Source organism: Glutamicibacter sp. X7 (genome assembly GCF_054889245.1).
The window spans coordinates 2807032-2827335 of sequence record NZ_CM142678.1; the positions used below are offsets into that span (position 1 = coordinate 2807032).

General features: G+C 62.9%; 16 protein-coding genes. 8 read left to right on the plus strand and 8 right to left on the minus strand.

Translation table 11 applies throughout. The features are described 5' to 3' along the window. Window position 1 precedes the first annotated feature (1 nt). Both ACYU0X_RS13415 and ACYU0X_RS13420 read left to right on the plus strand, forming a co-directional pair. Window positions 2-1534, plus strand: a complete 1533-nt coding sequence (locus tag ACYU0X_RS13415; RefSeq protein WP_418907307.1) for a tripartite tricarboxylate transporter permease — start codon at window positions 2-4, stop codon at window positions 1532-1534. Window positions 1535-1826: 292 nt separating this feature from the next. After that, on the plus strand, window positions 1827-3791 hold the full coding sequence (locus tag ACYU0X_RS13420; RefSeq protein WP_461901185.1) for an acyl-CoA dehydrogenase family protein: 1965 nt from the start codon (window positions 1827-1829) through the stop codon (window positions 3789-3791). Here ACYU0X_RS13420 and ACYU0X_RS13425 read toward each other — a convergent pair. The 5 genes from ACYU0X_RS13425 to ACYU0X_RS13445 all read right to left on the minus strand — a co-directional run bounded on the left by ACYU0X_RS13425 (window position 3788) and on the right by ACYU0X_RS13445 (window position 11211). Then, window positions 3788-4426, minus strand: coding sequence for a TetR/AcrR family transcriptional regulator (locus ACYU0X_RS13425; RefSeq protein WP_461901186.1), 639 nt, complete (start codon window positions 4424-4426; stop codon window positions 3788-3790). The two genes, ACYU0X_RS13420 and ACYU0X_RS13425, sit on opposite strands and share 4 nt — an antisense overlap. Before the next feature lie 100 nt (window positions 4427-4526). Continuing rightward, window positions 4527-7040 (minus strand): beta-glucosidase family protein, encoded by a 2514-nt coding sequence (locus tag ACYU0X_RS13430; protein WP_418907310.1) that lies wholly within the window; start codon window positions 7038-7040, stop codon window positions 4527-4529. 6 nt (window positions 7041-7046) lie between these two features. Further along, window positions 7047-8360, minus strand: a complete 1314-nt coding sequence (locus tag ACYU0X_RS13435) for an MFS transporter (RefSeq protein ID WP_418907311.1) — start codon at window positions 8358-8360, stop codon at window positions 7047-7049. 347 nt (window positions 8361-8707) lie between these two features. Beyond that, window positions 8708-9526, minus strand: a complete 819-nt coding sequence (locus ACYU0X_RS13440) for a shikimate 5-dehydrogenase (RefSeq protein ID WP_418907312.1) — start codon at window positions 9524-9526, stop codon at window positions 8708-8710. Between the two features lie 80 nt (window positions 9527-9606). After that, window positions 9607-11211, minus strand: a complete 1605-nt coding sequence (locus ACYU0X_RS13445; RefSeq protein ID WP_418907313.1) for a PucR family transcriptional regulator — start codon at window positions 11209-11211, stop codon at window positions 9607-9609. A 123-nt stretch (window positions 11212-11334) separates the two neighbouring features. On the opposite strand from ACYU0X_RS13445, the gene ACYU0X_RS13450 reads away from it, so the two are divergent. The 6 genes from ACYU0X_RS13450 (at window position 11335) to ACYU0X_RS13475 (ending at window position 17074) form a co-directional block, all read left to right on the plus strand. Then, the gene (locus tag ACYU0X_RS13450) at window positions 11335-12843 is read left to right on the plus strand and encodes a CoA-acylating methylmalonate-semialdehyde dehydrogenase (protein WP_418907314.1); all 1509 of its coding nucleotides are present in this window, start codon (window positions 11335-11337) and stop codon (window positions 12841-12843) included. A gap of 42 nt (window positions 12844-12885) precedes the next feature. Continuing rightward, window positions 12886-14262 carry an aspartate aminotransferase family protein gene (locus tag ACYU0X_RS13455; RefSeq protein ID WP_418907315.1) on the plus strand — a complete coding sequence of 459 codons (1377 nt, stop codon included), beginning with the start codon at window positions 12886-12888 and terminating at the stop codon, window positions 14260-14262. 320 nt (window positions 14263-14582) lie between these two features. After that, entirely contained in the window at window positions 14583-15032 is a 450-nt protein-coding gene (locus ACYU0X_RS13460; RefSeq protein ID WP_418907316.1) for a hypothetical protein, read from the plus strand. A gap of 91 nt (window positions 15033-15123) precedes the next feature. After that, a complete protein-coding gene (locus ACYU0X_RS13465) occupies window positions 15124-15597 on the plus strand; it encodes an HtaA domain-containing protein (protein ID WP_309405726.1) in 474 nt (157 codons plus the stop codon). 102 nt (window positions 15598-15699) lie between these two features. Continuing rightward, window positions 15700-16071: a hypothetical protein gene (locus tag ACYU0X_RS13470; protein WP_461901189.1), complete on the plus strand. Its 372-nt coding sequence runs from the start codon at window positions 15700-15702 to the stop codon at window positions 16069-16071. A gap of 94 nt (window positions 16072-16165) precedes the next feature. Further along, window positions 16166-17074, plus strand: coding sequence for a F510_1955 family glycosylhydrolase (locus ACYU0X_RS13475; RefSeq protein WP_461901191.1), 909 nt, complete (start codon window positions 16166-16168; stop codon window positions 17072-17074). Here ACYU0X_RS13475 and ACYU0X_RS13480 read toward each other — a convergent pair. The 3 genes from ACYU0X_RS13480 to ACYU0X_RS13490 form a co-directional block, all read right to left on the minus strand. Further along, entirely contained in the window at window positions 17071-17265 is a 195-nt protein-coding gene (locus ACYU0X_RS13480) for a hypothetical protein (protein WP_461901192.1), read from the minus strand. The genes ACYU0X_RS13475 and ACYU0X_RS13480 overlap by 4 nt on opposite strands. A 99-nt stretch (window positions 17266-17364) precedes the next feature. Then, window positions 17365-18777 carry an aldehyde dehydrogenase family protein gene (locus tag ACYU0X_RS13485; protein ID WP_418907320.1) on the minus strand — a complete coding sequence of 471 codons (1413 nt, stop codon included), beginning with the start codon at window positions 18775-18777 and terminating at the stop codon, window positions 17365-17367. A gap of 25 nt (window positions 18778-18802) precedes the next feature. Next, window positions 18803-20236 carry an APC family permease gene (locus ACYU0X_RS13490; RefSeq protein ID WP_461901194.1) on the minus strand — a complete coding sequence of 478 codons (1434 nt, stop codon included), beginning with the start codon at window positions 20234-20236 and terminating at the stop codon, window positions 18803-18805. Between the last annotated feature and the right edge of the window lie 68 nt (window positions 20237-20304).

The following is a 20304-nucleotide window of genomic DNA, read 5'->3' on the forward strand; positions in this document are numbered from 1 at the left end:
GATGGATCAGCTCAATCATCTAATGGAAGGCTTTGCCGGGGCGCTGACCCTCGCAAACCTGATGTGGGTACTGATCGGTGCCCTCTTGGGCACCGCGGTAGGTGTCCTGCCCGGCCTCGGATCGTCCATGGCGGTCGCGCTGTTGCTGCCGGTGACCTTCAGCCTGGATCCCACGGCCGCGTTCATCATGTTCGCCGGCATCTATTTCGGTGGCATGTTCGGTGACTCGACCGCCGGCATTCTGCTCAATACCCCCGGTGCGTCCTCGGCGATCGCCACCACCTTTGAAGGCCACAAGATGGCCAAAAGCGGCCAGGCGGCCCGTGCTCTGGCCACCGCCGCCATGGGCGCCTTTATCGGCGGGCTGATCGCCACCACGCTCGTGGTGTTCTTCGCCCCTTCGTTGGTCAAGCTCGCCACCGCCTTCGGGCCGGCCGAATACTTCGCATTGGCGATCTTTGCCTTCGTGGCGATTTCCTCGGTGGTTTCCGAGTCGATCATTAAGGGTCTCAGTGCCCTGGCCATCGGTTTGGTACTGGCCCTGATCGGCGTGGATGGCATCTCCGGTACCGTGCGCTACACCAGCGGCCTGCCGCAGCTCTTCGACGGCCTATCCATTGTGGTGATCACCGTGGGTCTCTTGGCCCTCGGCGAGGTGCTGCATGTGGCCTCGCGTGTGCACCGCGATCCAAGCGCCATGCGCATCCCCTCCAGTGGACGCATTCGACTCAGCGGCGCCGACTTCCGCAAGGCGCTACCGGCCTGGCTGCGTGGCACCGCCTTCGGCTTGCCCTTCGGTGTCATTCCGGCCGGCGGCGCCGAAATCCCTACCTTCTTGGCCTACGGCACGGAGAAGCGTTTGGCCGCCAAGCGCAAGGACCCGGAATTCGGCACCACCGGGTCCATCAATGGCGTGGCCGCCCCGGAAGCCGCCGGCAACGCCACCGCCGGCATGGCCATGGGTGCACTGCTGGCGCTGGGACTTCCCGTGTCGGCCACCGCCGCGCTGATGATTGCCGCCTTCCAGCAGTACGGCATGCAGCCGGGCCCGCTGTTGTTCGAACGCTCGGGCGACATGGTCTGGACCCTCTTGGCCTCGCTGTTCGTCGGCCTTGTGATGCTGTTGATCATCAATATGCAGTTCGCCGGACTGTGGGCCAAGCTGCTTCTGGTTCCACGCCACTACCTCTATGCCGGTATCACCGTACTGTCGATGCTCGGTGTCTACGCGGTCAGCTCCTCGCTGATCGACCTGTGGTTCCTGTTGGCCATCGGACTGCTCGGGTTCATGATGCGCCGCTACCACTTCCCGGTCGCCCCGGTGCTGATCGCCGTAATCCTCGGCCCCTTGGCCGAAACCTCCCTGCGTCGCGCACTGACGGTCTCCGAAGGTAGCTTGGCCTACCTGGTCTCCTCGCCGGCGACGATCATCATGTATCTGCTGCTGGCCGCCGCCGTGGTGCTGACCTTGATCAAGCATGCGGCGAGCCGACGCAAGCTCCGCGCCGAGGCGCAGGTATTGCAGGATTCCTAAGCTCGCTTGAGCACCATGCCCGTGGGCCGGGCCGACCACCATCTGGTCGGTTCTGGCCCACGGGCATTTTTATGCCTGATTCCACGGCGCTGGTGGCACGGGCGCAAGCACCGGCCAATCGGTGCCGTAGCCCTAGCGTCGATGAGCCCATGCGACCGCATTTCTCAAAGGATTTTCCAGACTCCCGCAGAACTCTTCCCAGCCCGGTGCCGGAGGGCTAGGCTGGGGCCATTGAACCGGTCAGGCGATCTGTCCTGCGCGGCGTATCGCCGGCGAGCGCTAAGGATCCGTTATGGCCACAGAGCAGAATCAACCATCGGCAACCGTCGATGCCGCCACGGCCCGCGAGGTCGCGGAGGCTTCCCGCGAACAGGGCTGGGAACGCCCAAGCTTTGCCAAGGGCATCTACATGGGCGAGGTGGACTTCTCGCTGGTCGACCCGACGCCGGTGCCCGATCCCGAAGCGTCCGCGCGCGGTGCGGAGTTTCTGGTTCGGCTCGATGAACTGCTCGAGGCGCTGGATCCCCAGATCATTGAGCGCGAGGGACGCATTCCCGATGAGGCCATAGCCGGTTTGCGCCGTATCGGGGCCTTCGGCATGAAGATTCCTCGCGAGTACGGCGGCCTGGGTTTAAGCCTGCTCGACTACGGCCGGGCGTTGATGAAGGTTGGAGCCGTCAGCCCCGCCATTGGCGCTCTCCTCTCGGCACACCAATCGATCGGCGTGCCCGAGCCGGTCAAGAGCTTCGGTAGCCCGGAGCAAAAGCAACGCTACCTTCCGCGCTGTGCGGCCGGAGCCATCTCGGCCTTTCTGCTCACCGAAAACGACGTAGGCTCCGATCCGGCACGGCTAGGCACCAAGGCTCGGCTCAGCGCCGACGGTACGCACTATGTGCTCGACGGGGCGAAATTGTGGACCACCAACGGGGTGGTCGCCGAACTCCTGGTGGTGATGGCCGCAGTGGAATCGCATGAGGCGCTCGGGGATCAGCCAGCCTCACGCGGCGGGATCACCGCGTTCATCGTTCAGGCCGACGCTCCGGGGATCACCGTGGAGAACCGCAACGAGTTCATGGGATTGCGCGGTATCGAAAATGGGGTGACCCGCTTCCGTCAGGTTAAGGTGCCGGTGGCCGACCGGCTCGGTGCCGAAGGTAGCGGCCTGAAGATTGCCTTGAGCACGCTGAACACCGGGCGACTATCTATCCCGGCGATGTGTGCCGGAGCGGGCAAGTGGGCCACCAAGATCGCCCGCGAATGGTCCGCCGCCCGAGTCCAATGGGGGCACCCCATCGGTGAACATCAGGCGGTGGCGAGCAAGTTAGCTCGTATTGCAGCCAGCACCTACGCACTAGAGGCAATCTTCGAGTTAAGTGCCTCGCTCGCCGATGCCGGGATGAAGGATGTGCGCATCGAGGCGGCGCTGGCCAAGCTTTACAGCTCGGAACTGACCTGTACGATCGTCGATGACCTGTTGCAGATACGTGGCGGTCGCGGTTTCGAAACCGCCGCCTCGCAGCGTGCCCGCGGTGAACGGGCGGTGCCGGTGGAACAGCTGTGGCGCGATTTGCGTATCAACCGGATCTTCGAGGGTTCCACCGAAATCATGCACCTGCTGATCGCCCGGGAAGCCGTCGACGCGCACCTGCAGGCGGCCGGCGACCTAGCCAAAGCCGATGCGACTGGTCAGGAAAAGCTCAAGGCCGCGGTGGAGGCCGGCGGGTTCTATGCGCGCTGGTTGCCAAAGCTAGCCGTGGGTCGCGGTACCGTCCCTACCAGTTACCTCGGCTACGGCCCGCTGGCCCGGCATCTGCGATATATCGAGCGTTCCGCGCGGCGGCTAGCACGGCAAACCTTTGTCGGGATGGCTCGCTGGCAGGCTGGACTGGAGAAAGAGCAGGTCTTCCTGGGGCATATTGTCGACATTGGCGCCGAACTTTTCGCGATGACGGCGAGCATCGCCAAAACCAACCAGCTGATTCATGACGGGGCCGAACACCGGTTCGCCGCCGAGGCGTTAGCCGGTGCCTTCTGTGAGCAGGCCCGACTTCGCTGCGAGCAGCACTTCGAGCAACTCTTTAACAACAGCACCGCCAGCGATGACGAGCTCAGCCGGCAACTGCTCGACGGGGATTTCCGCTGGCTCGAAGAGGGCGTGCGCGATGTTTCCGAGGGCACCGGGGCGTGGATCGCGCCGTGGAGCGAAGCACCGCAAGAGGATCGTCGCCGCCCGTATGCCGACGGATCGGAGTCCTAGGCCTTGTAGCGTTTGTAGAGTGTATCGACCAGCAAGGCCAGGGTCTCCCCCATGGAGCTATAGCGGGCATCGGATAGGTACTGTAATTGCAGCCCATCTAACGCCCCGATCAGGAGCCGCGCGATTTCCTCCGCCGGTGCGTCGGCGCGCAGCTCCCCGGCGTCAATTGCTTCTTGGCAGGACTGCACCATCATGCGGCGGGCATTCTCGTGGTGATCCAATAGCCATTGCCGGGCGGGGTGTTCCGGGTTGGTCGCCTCGGCCGCCATCGTGGTGTAGAGCCGCAGCATCCGTGGTTGCCGCTCATTATGCCGCGCCAATTCCACGAGCCAGCGGAAATGGCCCCAACCGGTGGCCACCTTGTACTCGGAGACCAGATTCACATTTTGCATATCCAGCTCATCACGCCGATGCAGGATCGCCTCCAGGAGCTGATCCTTGGTGGCGAAGTAGTGGGCAAGGCCGGTGGGACTCAACGAGCAGGCCCGGGCCACCATCGACATGGTCACCCCGTAGTAGCCGTGCTCGATAAATAGTTCGGTGCTATCCGCGAGGATCTGCTCGCGCCGGGCTTCCGAGTCCGCCCCCTTCGGGCGTCCACTTTTCACTCGACCCCGCGTCCGCTCTGCTGCCACCGATTGCCTCCTGCCCGAAGTTTCCCGCCCTATAGTCCTTAATAGCCTAAGGGTGGCCGGCGTCGAACGACGCACCGGCCACCCTTAACGTGCGTACGGACTATCGGCGCAGTTCGGCCCGGATGTCGGCCAACGAACGGGCCACCAAGTAGCTGCCCTGCCCCACCGGCTCAAAGTGACCGGCCGTCTCATCCCAACGGCGCAACATCCGCTGGTCGATCCGCACCCGTACGCTAGCGCTTTCACCGGCGGCGACGACAACGCCCTGATAACCCACCAACCGCACCGGCTGGCTCTGATCATCGGGCCGGAAGTACAGCTGGACGGTTTCCCGGCTGGTCCGCGTCCCGGTGTTGGTCAACTCCACCTGCACCGCCTCCTCGTCCAAGGTTGCCGCGGTGTACTGCCACTGCCCATACCCCAACCCGTGGCCGAAGTAGAACAGAGGCTCGGCGGCATGACCCGCGGCGTATCCGCGGTAGCCGATGAACGAGCCATCGGTGTAGTCCAGACGCAGCTGCTCATCGGGTTCGGTCCCCCAGGCGGGGGCGGCCCCGTCGGCACTTGGGTAACTGGTCACCAGACGACCGGTGGGTTCTGCCACGCCGGTGAGCACCTCGGCCACCGCGTGACCGCCCTCTTGGCCGGGCAGCCCCACCACCAGCACCGCATCGACCTCATCGAGCCACGGCATCAGGACCGGGGTGGCGGCGTTGAGCACCACCACGGTGCGCGGTGCCACCGCGGCCACCGCGCTGACCAACGCGTCCTGGGCACCGGGTAGCGCAAGTGTCTGCTTATCGGCGGCCTCGGTCTCATCTTCCTCGGTCAGCCCGACCACGACCACCGCGGTTTCGGCCGCTGCGGCCTGCTGGGCCGCCTCGGCAATCAACTGCTCATCGCTGGCGTGAATTGGGGTTGCCACGAGGGCAAACTTGCCGAAGGAGCTGAACCCAGCCATATGGGACTCGGGAACAATGTTGAACCGCGGGTCCTCGAGTAGGCGGTTGGTGCGCTCCGAGTCCTGAAGCTCGACGCTGGCGCTGACCACGCTGCCCGGCGCGACCTCGACAACCTGCTCGAACGCTGGCGGGCGCAACACGGCCTCCCCTGGATCGTCGGTGACGAAATCGCTCTGGCTACCTAGCCGGCCGGGTGCGCCATCGCTTCCGAGGTATTCCACAGTCCAGTTCCCCGCGCCAATGCCGCCAAGGCGCAGGGACTGCGTCTGCTCGCCAACCTTGGCCCGGAAGGTCACCCGCGCCGGAATTTGCTCCATCTCATCGTCCCAACCCACCGAGATCTCAGGGACGGTCGAGTGCACCGAAGAAATCAGGGTACCGTCGGCGGCGTAGTAGCTGACCTCGAGGCCCGGGGCCCCGGTTTCGGGGTGGCTCACTCTCAGCGGATCCACGGCCAGCGGGCGACGCCGGGTCCACGGGCCACTGGCTACGCTCAGCCGTTCACCGATGCGTTCGCTCAGCCCCTGGGCGATGCCGACCTGATATGGCGGGGTCACAATGGCCGAGCCGCCGCCCATCAGCTGGGTGTCGGTGGCCGGGCGGCCGCTCAATGCCACGGTTCCCGATTCGAGCGGCAGCACCTGTCCTTCATTCTTCAGTACCACCATGCCGCGCGTGGCGATTCGCTTAAGCTGCTCGGCCCGGGCCGGGTCGGAGGCGGTAGGCAGGTCGGTCGGGAAACTCCGATGGCCACGTCCGTCAGTATCAAGCGCACCGGTGCGTTCGGCGAGCAACAGCAGGCGCGCGACATGTTCATCAATGGTCTGTTCGCTAACTTCGCCGCGTTCCACGGCCGCCACCAGATGCTCGCCCCAAGGCCCTCCCTGCGGCATGATCAGATCCAGCCCGCCGTTGGCAGACTCGGCGGTGTGCTTGGTGGCGAACCAGTCGGACATGATCAATCCATCCCAGCCCCATTCGCCCTTGACGATCTGATTTTGCACGTGGTCCTGCTCGGTGGCCGGCACGCCGTTCACGTCGTTGTAGGCGGCCATCATCGAGTACGGGTGGGCGTCCTGCACCGCAATTTCAAACGGGGTTAAGTAGACCTCGCGAAGCGTCGCTTCGGAGAGCCGTGAGTCCATGAAGTTGCGCATGATCTCGGATTCGTTGGCCACAAGGTGCTTAAGGCACGCCCCGGTGCCGCCAGCCTGCATCCCCTTCACATAGCCGGCGGCGGTACGCCCGGTCAGGTAGGGGTCTTCGGAGTAGGCTTCGAACAACCGGCCGCCCAAGGGGGTGCGGTGCAGGTTGATCGTGGGCCCAAGCACGACGTGGATCTGCTGGCGGGCCGCTTCCTCGGAGAGCAGTTCTCCGACTTCATAGGCGATCTCATCGTCCCACGATCCGGCGATCAAGGTGGCGTTGGGCACCAGCGCCACAGCTTCGCCGCCGTAGAACTTCAAACCGCGCACCCCGGTGGGACCGTCGGAGAAGGCCATTTCCGCCAGGCCGATGGAGTCGTTTCCCGGAAGCGTGAACGCCGTTTCGCCGGTGAGCAGGCGCACCTTTTCGGCAAGCTCCAACCGGTTGAGCAGGCCCCGGTAGTTATCCACGAGACTTGCGGTGCTGTTATGAGTGGTGACGGTCATGGAACTTCACTTCACTTTCTTGATCGGAAGAATAATCAGGGCGCCGATAATCGAGGCGACGGCCGCCACGGTGAGCAGCAGGCCGTAGTTGGCGGCACCGGCCGGGGCGGCGGTGGCCAGCAAAAAGCCACCGAGGTACGGGGCGAGCGACTGCGGGCCGGCGTTAGCCATATTGAAGACGCCCAGATCCTTGGCGGCGTCCTTCGGGTTCGGTAGCACGGAGAGCACAATGGCCATATCCACGCCCATGTAGATGCCCATGGCCGCACCGAGTAGGGCCTCGACGATGAAGAAGTGCCCGACGCTTTCGACGTGGAAAAGCAGGTAGGTGCCGATGCCGAAAAGCGCCACGGAAACGATGACGGGCAGTTTGCGGTGTCCGGTCTTATCGGAGATCCAGCCGACCAGGTAACCAACCGGCACCAGTGCAATGGTGTAGATCAGCACGCCCTGAGCCATAACGGCCGCGCCGGTGGCCTCATCCAAAGACAAGCGCTCCATCAGGAAGGGCAGGCGGAAGGTGGTGAAGAGGAACGAGGCCAGAATGACCAGGAAGCGTTGCCACCAGACCAGCGCGAACTCCGGGTGCTTGCGCGGGCTCACCCAGAAGGTCCGCAGGATCTCGAGCACATCGAACTTCGGTGGCTGTTCGGTGAGCACCGGGTCGGGCAGCACCGCCGCGTACAGCACCACGGCCAGCACGCCGATAAGGCCCGGGACCAGGAACAGGGCGCTCATATTGGCGGTGAACAGGGTGGCGATCCAGACCGCGCCGAGAATTCCGACGTTCTGCATAATGCCCACCACGGCAGAGACCCGCGCGTACTGCTTTTCCGGTAGTTGGTCGGCCAGCGTGGCCATGAAGGCACTCAGTGCGGCGTTGGCACCGAGCTGGGTGACAAACCAGCCGATGGTCAGGCTCAGTATCCCGGTGCCGACCGAAATCAGCCAAAGACCCAACAACATCACCAAGGCCCCGCCCACCAACCAGGGCCGGCGGCGGCCGAAGCGTGAACGAGTGCGGTCGGAAAGCCGACCGAAAAAGACGTTACCGAAGGCCGCGGCGATGGCGCCGGTACCGAGGATGATACCGATCATCGAGGTCGCCGGCATGCTGGGGTTCTCGAGGCTCCCGACCTTCAGCGCCATCGAGACCATCACCGGTCCGAGCAATGCGACAAAGATTCCAAATTGGGCAAGTGCCAGCAAGGCAACAAACCAGACTGGCTTGGATTCGGTGGGGCGCTCCCCCACCGGAGGCGGGGCGATGCGGCTCATCCCGATCCGCGGAGCCATGGTTTTGTGGTTGGGAATCGACATTGATCCAAAACCCTTCATGAGGTGCAAGCGAGTGCTTTTATAGTGAATAGTTGCCAATAACTATTACATGAGTTCAAAGGGCTCACAAGAGGATGTTGCAAGCAAATTTGACGATCACCGGGTGGAGAAAAGTGGGCCATGTCACCGACCACATATGGTTGATTGGCAGAGGAAAATTTTCGCGCGGCCAGGGCCGGGCTCGACCACCAGCGGCCGTTGAAAAGTCGATCGGCGCCGGTGGCAGTAAAGCCTTCCGACGCCGACACGTAGCTCACCCGGCGAGGGGCCAGAGCATGAGGAGCCTTAGGACGGCTGCCTACAGGCAGCTGTCCAGTGGCAATGATTCGCTATATCTGGGCGCGGGAGAACTCCGAAGCCTCACGCACCTGTTCATCGCTCAGGGCAATGCCGGTGTAGCGTTCGAATTGACGAGCAGCCTGCAACGCGACCACCTCGGCACCGGTAATCACCGGCACCTGCTGTGCGCGCGCCTCACGGATCAGCGGGGTTTCGGCCGGGAAGGCCACCACATCGAACACCGTCGTCGCTTGGGCGATGTGCTCGACTCCGAAAGACAGTTCATCCGACTGGTCCCCGGTCATCCCCAGCGGGGTCACGTTCACCAAGACCTGGTGCCCCGGCTCCGGGTCTGCGCCCACCCAGCTATACCCGTACTTCTCGGCAAGGGCACGTCCGGCTGCTTCATTGCGGGCCAACACTGTAAGGTCCTCGAAGCCGGCGCCGCGGAAGGCCGCCACCACAGCCTTAGCCATCCCACCCGAGCCGCGCACCAGCACGCTGGAAGCCGGGTCCACCTTATGCGTTTCAAGTAGCGATGCCACGGCTTCGTAGTCGGTATTGGAGGCGGTGAGCACCCCGTTGTCGTTCACGATGGTATTGACCGATTCGATCGCGCGTGCCGATTCTTCGAGCTCATCCACCAGCTCGATCACCGCCTCTTTGAACGGCATGGACACCGAGCACCCGCGAATCCCCAGCCCGCGCACGCCAGCGATCGCCGCGGCGATATCCTCGGTACTAAAGGCCTTGTAAATGAAGTTCAGCCCCAACTGCTCATAGAGGTAGTTGTGAAATCGGGTCCCCAAATTGGACGGCCGTCCGGAGAGTGAGATGCACAGGGTCATGTCCTTATTCAGAATTGGCATGCCCTTATCATCTCAGTCTTGCCACGCGCGGGCTATTGCATGGCCCTGATGCTTTGACTGCGCACCTGAACGCATCGGCCCTACCCGTGAAGGCGATGCCACATCAAGGCCACATGAAGGCTCGTACGAGATTCGGCGCTTTGCAGCGACAACCCGAGCCGTTCCTCGAGCCGCGCGAGTCGGGCATACAGCGTAGGTCTCGAAAAATACCCGGCCTTGGCTAGTGCCGACTTGTTTCCGCCATGCTCTAGGTAGCGTTCGAGAAGTTCCAATGCCTCGTTATCGCCGGATTCGAGCAGCGGCCCCAATTCGGCGCGCACCAGCGCACGCATCCGCCCGTCGCCGCCCATGGCAGCAAGTACACCTCGTAACCTGAGGTCCGCAAAGCGGTAATAGGGTCTACTGCGAGTCGGCAGTGCCGTGACGATCTGCGCCACTTGCGCCGCTTCCTCCAGCTGGTGGGCGCAACCACTGATGCTCCGGCGTTCCTCAGCAACTCCAATCGCAATACTGGTCGATGCTTCTCCGTCCAGCTCTCGACAAAGCCTTTGCAGCTGAGTGGGGAGCTGCCCGAGCTCTGCGACCGGCCAAAGGGCCGCGATGAGACCGGCGCGAAACGAACCGGTGAGTGCGCCGACTCCCATGCGTTCGGCGACGCGGTCCAAAGCCTGAAGTACCCCGCGTTCGCGCAATTGAATCCGGGTAGGGGTCAGCTCCGCTCCTGGGCCGATAGCCACCACGATCGGAACATACCACTCCGCTTGATCCAGCCCAAGAGACGCGGCACGTACCTGCACCTCAGACTCGGCGAGCGAATGGGCCTGACCCAGCTCATGAAGTAGCGAGGTTCGCGCCTGAAACAGTAACTCTTGCTCGTCGCGGCCTGCCAGCCGCGAGATAGTCAAAGTTTGCCCCGCGCGTTCGAGAACCAGCGAGGCATTGGCGTCGTCATCAAGCTGTTGCGGCACCACGAGCCGACCCCATCGGCGGTGCGTGGCGCCCACGGGTGTCTGCAACCAGCGTTCCACGCCGCGGCTGCGACCCGTGCGCTCCGGGTAGGGCACAAACCTTGAGCGGCTTGTCCACTGGGCCAGCAGATCTTCGGGACTATCGCTTCCCGCGTGAGCCAGTACCCGATGACTCACATCCTCAAGCACCACAGGTGCACTCAGTAATTGTGCGGTGCGCGAGACGATTGTCCGCTCATCGGCCTCGTTCAGCGATAGTTCGGTATAGATTTCGTGCACCTTGCGGGAAAACTCCACGGCACGCAGTTGCTCGGCCATTAGGAGTTGGTGAATCACCTCGGTGATTCGCACGAACCGCACTCGTCGGCGCAACCAGACCACCGGAAAATCTAGGCCACCGCCCCAGCGCTGCAATAGTCGCGCCAGATCATCGGCACGTTCAGACATACCCGGAAGTATCTCGATCATCACGCCCACGGCCCCGGCCTGACGCAGTCCCTCGATGAACTGTCGCACGCTAGCTTCGTCGGCGGGCACATTGCGCAGGGTGGTCAACACCAACTCGCCACCGACAAGGAGCTCGATGGTGTCGGCCGCCTCGGTCATATGAACCCAGCGCACCTCGGCACCTAGTGCCGCCTGGCCACTAAGTATCACGGGGTCGGCGGATTCAACCTCGCTCAATGCCAACACGTCGCGCACTCGCAACTCGCCCAATACCGCCAGCCCCTTTACACAACGTCACGGATCTCTAAGAAATCATGACATAGTGCCAGTGTTCTACAACACATTTGTGGCGCAGGATGGGAGAAGAACACGACCCCAACGAAGGACATGATCATGACCATCACCCTGACCGACACCCTCCAGCACTGGGTCAACAACGCACCTTTCAGCGGCGATGGCGAGAGTCGAACCGGTAAGGTTTACAACCCTGCCACCGGCCAGGTCGCCCGTCAGGTTGCCTTCGCTTCGAAGGCCACCACAGAGGCGGCCATCGCAGCTGCCCACACCGCCGCCAAGGGATGGGCGGCCACCTCGCTGACACGACGCACCGCCATCATGTTCCGTTTCCGCGAACTCCTGGCCTCGCGCAAGAATGAGCTAGCTGCCATCATCACCGCCGAACATGGCAAGGTACTCGATGATGCCCTGGGCGAGGTCAACCGCGGGCTCGAGGTCGTTGAACTGGCATGCAACGCCGCCTACATGCTCAAGGGCGACTACACCGAGAGTGCATCGACCAACCTGAATGTGCACTCCTTGCGCCAGCCCGTGGGCGTCTCGGTCATCATCTCGCCGTTCAATTTCCCCGCCATGGTGCCACTCTGGTTCTTCCCGGTCGCCATTGCCTCGGGCAACGCCGTGGTGCTCAAGCCCAGCGAAAAGGACCCGAGCAGTTCGCAGTGGCTCGCCGAACTCATGAAGGAAGCCGGGCTACCCGACGGGGTGCTCAACGTGGTGCACGGAGATAAAGAAGCGGTCGATACGCTCTTGACCGATCCGCGTGTTTCCTCGGTATCCTTCGTCGGATCCACCCCGATCGCGCAGTACGTCTACTCCACCGGCACGGCCCACGGTAAGCGCGTCCAGGCCTTCGGTGGCGCGAAGAACCACATGCTTGTGCTACCCGACGCCGACCTTGATCTGGCGGCAGACATGGCCATCAACGCTGGCTACGGGGCAGCTGGCGAGCGCTGCATGGCAATCTCCGTGGTCGTGGCCGTTGAGCCCATCGCAGACGAACTCGTTGCGAAGATCGCCGAACGCTCGAAGAAATTGCGCGTTGGAGACGGTACCCGCGGCTGCGATATGGGCCCGCTCATCACCGGCGAGCACCGCGACAAGGTCGCCGGCTACATTGACGCGGGGGTCGACTCCGGGGCCGAACTGGTCGTCGATGGGCGCGGTGGGAACGTCGACGCGGACGGCGAAGGGTTCTTCTTGAATCCCACGCTCTTCGACAAAGTCACCCCCGATATGTCGATCTACACCGACGAGATCTTCGGTCCGGTGCTTTCAGTCGTACGCGTCGACAGCTTCGACGAAGGCATCGATCTGATCAATTCCAGCCCCTACGGCAACGGCACCGCGATCTTCACCAACGACGGTGGTGCGGCCCGGCGTTTCGAGAACGAAATTCAGGTCGGCATGGTCGGGATCAATGTTCCCATTCCAGTTCCGGTGGGTTACCACTCCTTCGGCGGCTGGAAAGCTTCGCTCTTCGGCGACCAGCACGCCTACGGACCGGAGGCCTTCAAGTTCTTCACGCGTAACAAGGTCGTCACCTCACGCTGGCTCGATCCGAGCCACGGGGGCATCAACCTCGGCTTCCCACAGAACGACTAACCACCACCGGATGATTTCGTACCAAGCGAAAGGGCATCGTCGATGACCGACCAACTAGCCGAGCAGGCCGCCGTCACCCAGGCAGAGATCGCCGAGGGCCGACGGGCCTATGAGCTGGACCGTGAGCATGTCTTCCACTCGTGGGTGGCCCAAGGGCCGTTTTCACCGATGACGGTGCTCAAAACCGAGGGTTCCAAGGTGTGGGACGGGGAAGGTAAGGAATTTATCGACCTTTCCAGCCAGATGGTCAACACCAATATCGGCCACCAGCATCCGACGGTGATTACCGCCATTGCGGAGCAGGCCGCGCGTCTATGCACGATCGCTCCGGCGCATGTGAATACCGCCAGGTCTGAGGCCGCCCGGCTCATTGCCGAACGCACCCCGGGCGAGCTCAACAAGATCTTCTTCACCAATGGTGGAGCCGACGCAAATGAGCACGCGATCCGGATGGCACGCCTGCACACCGGGCGGCATAAGGTGCTCTCCGCCTATCGGTCCTACCACGGCGGAACCCACTTGGCCGTGAACGTCACCGGCGACCCACGGCGCTTTGCCTCGGATCATGCCAGCGACGGGATCGTGCACTTCCGACCGGCCTACCCGTACCGTTCGTACTTCCACTCCAGCAGCGAAGCCGAAGAAACTGAGCGCGCGCTGCAGCACTTGGAAGAAACCATTGTGCTCGAGGGTCCGCAGACTATTGCGGCGCTCATCCTGGAGTCCATTCCGGGCACCGCCGGTATCTACCTGCCACCGGCCGGCTACATGGAGGGCGTGCGCGAGCTGACCCGCAAGTACGGCATTGTGTACATCGCCGACGAGGTGATGTCGGGCTTTGGCCGGGCTGGCGAATGGTTCGCGGTCGATACCTGGGGTGTGGTTCCGGATCTACTCACCTTTGCCAAGGGAGTGAACTCCGGATACGTCCCCCTCGGCGGGGTGGCGATCTCCCCGGAGATCTTCGAAACCTTCCGGGAGCGTCCGTACCCGGGCGGACTGACCTATTCGGGTCACCCCTTGGCCTGTGCCGCCGCGGTCGCCACCATCAACGCGATGGAGGACGAGCAGCTGGTGTCCAACGCCAAGCGACTAGGCGAGGACATCATTGGTCCGACGCTGCGTGAGTTCGCCCAGCGTCACCCGTCCATTGGTGAGGTGCGCGGTCAGGGCGTGTTCTGGGCAATCGAACTAGTCAAAAACCGTCAGACGCGCGAACCCATGGCGGCGTACGGTGGTTCGTCCCCGGAAATGAACGAAATCATCGCCGCGGCTAAGGCCGAGGGACTATTGCCCTTCGCGAACTTCAACCGCATCCACGTAGTGCCGGCCATGAATATCGACGACGACCTGCTCATCAAGGCGCTCGGCCGTCTCGAGAAGGCACTAGATGTCGCCGACGGATTCGTCACCGCCTAAAGCGCTTCGGCGCACGCATACTGGCGTGGAACCCACCGCGGGTTCCACGCCAGTTCTGCTTTTTGGTCCCACCGTTGCCGTGCAGGGTCGCCCCTAATCCCGTTGCGTCCACCCGTCGGGAGGGATTGAGGTGGTGCACTATGACCTGCCAAGGAAAATTCCGCCCTGGCTAATGATGTGCGGCCCACTCGGTACTTCGCCGTTGCCAGATCATGCTCTACCCGTACCTGGTTCAGGTTCTTGCCAGCATGCCACCACCCCCATAGGATGAGACTAATTTTTCTACTGACCCGAATTTATTTGTTGAGGGGACACCAGCCTTGGATCAACAGCTCGACTTCAGTACGCCGTTGATCCTGTTCTGCGTGGCGCTGGTCTTGTTGCTTGTTGCAGCACCACTTCTGATACACGGGCTATTTCGTCGCCATCGTTTCCCGGCGTTGGCCCAAAAGTTTCAAACCTACGCAAATCGCGCCAATATCCGGGCCGAACTTATCGTGGGCGGATGCCTCATGGTCGGAGTCATCCTGTGTGCCGTGGGATCCGCCGTACTTTACGGTCAGGCCACCGAAGCTCTCGAGTACAACCTCGCGGTGAAGTACCCCATGGTCACTTTCGATCTGGGATATTGGAACGGAAGCTGGATGAACGCTCAGGCCACCCTGGCCGACGGCACGCAAATATCCAACGTCCAGATCGTGCTTGATGACTTCGGTGAGCCCTTCGCCACGGGCATCGACGAACTCATCTACGACGACCTACCCGAATAACGGACGTCCAGCAAAGCCACAAAGGTGCGCAGCCAAGCCTCTTGGCCCTATGCTGATCAGAGATTTTCGCAACGGAAAGGCCAAGAGAACTATGACCTCACCCGCTGGTGGAGACGCCCTCAAACCGCACCTGTTGTGGGGCGTCAAAAGCTCCTTCGTCGGCTACATTTCGTCCCTACCCGATGGGCGCATCGAAGCTCACGACGGCGTCTGGCAGCAAGGCCGCGCGCTGGCCTTCCCGCAGGACTATGTCACCGAGGTGCCCGAGGGTGAGTATTGGTTCCGGGGCAAGCTCAGCTTCGCTGGCCACGGCGGGATGATGAAACTCGACATCGCCAAGCCGCGGATCGTCCATGGACCGGCTGGATTGCAACTGAGCATCGATACAGATGACGCGCGCGTGGCGATCGCTGATCTTCAGCAAACCGACAGTGGTGAGGCCTTCGGCATGAAGCGCATCGGCTACACCGTGACGCTCACGGACGCCGGTTCCGCTCTCTTCAATGGCCAGTACCCGGCCGGTAGCGAGATGGACCCCATTAACATCACGCTGCTCAACCACTAGGTGCACTGCACGACGCGCACTTATCCCCCACACAGCTACGCCGCATAGGCTAACGGCGGCTCGCCCACGCGGGCTTCAACCACGGCAAAGACAGGAGTGGCCATGACCGGCATGTACGCGGCGCGTTACGCGCCACGCATGCTCATGGCCTTATTGCTGGTGGCACTTCCGGTATTGGCGGGCGTGCTGTGTGTGGGGATGACGCAACATTCGCCGGAGGCTCCGAGCCACCACTCGACGCAGTTGACCTCGGTGGACAGCGCAGACTGCACGGCCGATGACAGTTGCCCGGTACTCGATCGGGCGGCGGACAATGAACCACCGCTACAGGGCGCTGGCCCCACCCCTGCAGATCTACCCGCTAGGGACAGCATCCGGTTGCAGGTGGTCAGCGCGCAACCCGTCATTCCATCTCTCCACCCGCAGCGCACCCCGCGGGTGAGTGTGCAAGACCTTGGGATCAGCAGGACTTAGAGACACCTCACCGGAAACATTTCGGTCGCCACTTTCGTCCGCCCGGTGCCGTAGGGCCCGGGACCCATGCTTGTCCTACCCAAGGAATCTCACCATGCCACGCAAAGTTCTGCCCTTAATCGCCCTCGCAGTTCTTCTCTCTGCCACGCTCAGCGCCTGTAGCACTACCGATCCTGCTGCCCAGACCCCCGCCGAGTCTTCTTCCTCCCCCAGCACCTCTACCTCTAGCGAACCCAGCGCACCGGCGCGAGCCGATACCTTCCCGCAAACCCATATCCACGGCATCAGCGTTCGCCCCGACCAAAGCCAAGTGCTCCTCGCCACCCACCATGGCATATTCGATGTGACCGACGGCCAAGTCACCAAGCTCGGGCCAACCAATGACTACATGGGGTTCACCGCAGCGGGAACCGAGGGGACCTTCTATGCGTCAGGGCACCCGGGCGAGGGATCCGACCTGCCCAATCCAATGGGCCTGCTACGTAGCGATGACAGCGGACGCACCTGGACCACGCTCTCCCGCGAAGGTCAATCGGACTTCCACGCGCTCACCCTAAGCCAGGGTGGGCTCATAGGATTCGACGGGCAGCTGCTGTTGAGTACCGACGGAAAGAAGTGGGACAAGAGCCAAACCCAGTTCGCCCCGGCGGTCCTCGCGGGGCATCCCGAAGGCAAGGTCGTCTTGGGCACCACGGAGGCCGGAATACAGCGCTCCGAAGACAACGGAAAAACCTGGCAGCTGGTGGAGCCCAGCCCCATCGTGCAATACGTTTCCTTCGCCACTCCCAAAGACGCGGCGGGCATAGCCCCGGACGGGCGCGTCTACATCTCCGCTGACGCGGGTTTGACGTGGAAAGAAAGTGGCCGGGTATCCGAACCGATGCAGCAAATGAACTACGCGTCGAACGCCGAAGGCGAGAATGTGCTGTGGGTTGCGACCGCGCGAGCGCTCATTAGCTCGACCGATAACGGAGCAAACTTCAGCGACTACTTCGTGTACTAACGAGCCCGTGCTCGCGTGTAGCGCAGCGCCAGCACAGCGATCCGGCCGGCAAGCGCGAGGAAGGTCAAACCCACCAGAATAACGCCGGGCTGGCTTGGAAATTCGGCCTGCGACGCCAACGACATCGCCAAGCAAAAGACGACAACGTAACCCAGAGTTACGGCCTTGTGAGACATAAACACCTGTTTCACTCGTGGCTTTTTATTCACGCTAGCAGAATTGCCGAGTGCGCGCGAGACAGCACAGCGCCGGGCGACGAAACCTCGTCGCCCGGCGCTGTCTCCGGCGGATTAGGCCTTGATGATCTGTGGCTGTGCCAGCGCCTTCAGTCCGTCTAGCCCGAATTCGAGTCCGTAACCCGACTGCTTGGCGCCGCCGAAAGGCACCCGCGGGTCGATGGTGCCGTGTGAGTTCACCCAGACGGTACCGGCCTTGATCTGCGCGGCCACCTCGGTGGCCTTGGCCTTATCGCTGCTCCACACCGAGGCGCCAAGCCCCACCGGCAGAGAGTTGGCTAGTTCAATGGCTTCCTCGACATCCTTGACCTTCACGATGGGAAGCGCCGGGCCGAACTGCTCCTCGACAACCAGTGGGTTCTGCGGGTCGATGTCGGCAATCAAGGTGGTTGGGTAGAAGTATCCGGCCGCCTCGGTATCTGGGTTGGCACCGAGCAGCACCCGGGCGCCGGAGGACACCGCATCCTGCACCAGGCCGGAGACGATCTCGTACTGCGCCTTGTTCTGCAGCGGGCCGAGCACATTGTTTTCGTCGAGCCCCACGCCCATAGGCATGGCACCGGCTACCTCGGACAGCGCCTGGCAGACCTGGTCGTAGATGGATTCGGGCACATACAGGCGCTTTAGTGCCGCGCAGGTCTGGCCGGTGTTGATAAACGCACCCCAGAACAGATCTTGGGCGATGGCCTGCGGATCGGCATCTTCCAGAACGATGCCTGGGTCGTTACCGCCCAGCTCCAGGGTCAGCCGCTTCACGGTATCGGCCGAGGAGCGGATGATCGCCTTGCCGGTGGGCGTGGAACCGGTGAACATGATCTTGTCGATCTCCGGGTGGCCGGACAGCGATTCACCCACGTCACGGCCGCCGGGCACGATGTGCAACACGTCGGCCGGTAGCACCTGGTTCAGCACATGCCCCAGCGCCAGTACCGACAGCGGGGTGTTCTCGCTGGGCTTGAGCACCACGGTGTTGCCCATGCGCAGGCTCGGGGCGATCTGCCAGATGGAGATCATCATCGGCCAGTTCCACGGGCCAATAGCTCCGACGACACCCAGCGGGCGGTAGTGCTTCACCGCGTAGGTTTCCCCGTCGTCCACGACCACCTCGGGTTCGACGTCATAGGCCGTGGCGGCACGTAGCCAAGCCACCGAGCCACCGACCTCAAAGCGGGCGTTCGGGCCGTTGAGCGGTTTGCCCTGTTCACGCGAAAGGAGCTCGGCCAGCGCCTCGGCGTTCTCCTCGATGGCATCGGCGGCCGCGTTCAGGAGCGCGCAACGCTCCTCATGTCCGCGTGCGTCCCAGGCCGGTTGCGCGGCCCGCGCCGCGGCCACGGCGTCGTTCAGCTCGTCCACCGTGCGATTGCGCACGGCGCCGACCGGTGCTCCGGTGGCCGGATCCAGCACCTGCTGGTCGGCTCCCGGTTCGGTGATAGCGGCCAGAAGTTCAGTGGCATTGGCGTAGCCCATGGTGTTCTCCCTAATGTCTCGGTAATTAGTGGTTGGTCGATTGGACGGTGTCATCCGCGGGCACGGCGTGACGTTCGGTGCGCACCCACTGGGCAATGAGGAACGCGATCACCCCGGGCAGGATCACGATGCCCTGCAAGACCCACGGCAGCGCGCCGGGCTCCTCGAGCCCGATGAGCACATCGAAGTTCACGACGATCTGGATGAAGATGTAGCCGAGCATCAGTCCGGCGGCCAAGGGGGCGATGACCCGGGTGATCAGCGAGTCCCCGGTGCGGCGCTTGGCGAAGTAGCCCAGGACGGCGAAGGAGGTCAGCGCCATCAGCAGCACCAGCCCGTAGGCACCGGCGTTGGTCATCCAGGTGAACATGGTCAGCACGATGAACAGCGGTTCCTTCCCGGTCGAGACGACCGCGAAGATGATAATGACCAGCAGCGCCAACACGGACTGCGTCATCGAACCGGCGATGGGCGAGTGGCTGCGCCGCGAGGTGCGTGCCAGGAAACTCGGGAGCGCCCCGCCGCGTCCCATGGCGTAAAAATAACGGGCCACCACATTGTGGAAAGCCAGCAACGCGGCAAACAGGCTCGTGATGAACATCAGGTTGGCCACGTCCACGAACCAGGTCGGGGCGAATTTACCGAGGAACACGAAGATCAGGTCGGGCCCGAATTCGCCGGCGGCGGCCACCACATTCGAGGAGCCCTCCCCCATGGCCACGGACCAGGCGGAGAAGGCATAGAACACGGCGATAATGCTCACCGCAATGAGCGTGGCCCAGCGGGCCGTGCGCTTGGGATCCTTCACCTCTTCGTTGTAGATGGTGCCGGATTCAAAGCCCATGAAGGCCGCGATGCTAAAGGCGAGCACGGCACCGAGTCCCGGGGCGAAAAGTTCGGTCGGCGTGAAGCCGCTGGCATCCAGGCCCTCGGGTGCCTGGGCGATGGCAATGATGTCGTACACGGTGACGATCACGAATTCGAGGGCCACCACAATTCCGAGCAGCTTGGCGGAGAAGTCCACCCGGTTCAGGCCGAGCACCCCCACCACGAGCCAACCGGCCAAGGCACCGACCCACCATGGGATGTCCCAGCCCAAGAGGCTACCGGCGAAGGAGGCCGAAGCGAAGCCGAAAAGCCCGTAGATGCCGATCTGCATCAGGTTGTAGCTGACGACAGCGACCATCGCGGCACCCACGCCGCTGGCCTTGCCCAGCCCCTCGGCGATGTAGGCGTAGAAGGCACCGGCGTTCGAAATCTGCCGGCTCATCGCGGTGTATCCGAGGCTGAAGATCAGTAGCACCACACCGAGCACGACGAAGGATAGCGGCACCCCGAGCATGCCCGTGACGGCGAAGTTCGTGCTCACTCCTCCGGCGACCACCGTCAGTGGTGCGCTGGCGGCGATGATCATCACCACGAGCGCGGGAATCCCGATCGTGCGTTGGCCCAGTCCCATGCCTACTCCTTGACCTTTGATTCAGTATTGCCTCTAAGGATCTGTGAGGGGCACCTCGATTGCCTTGG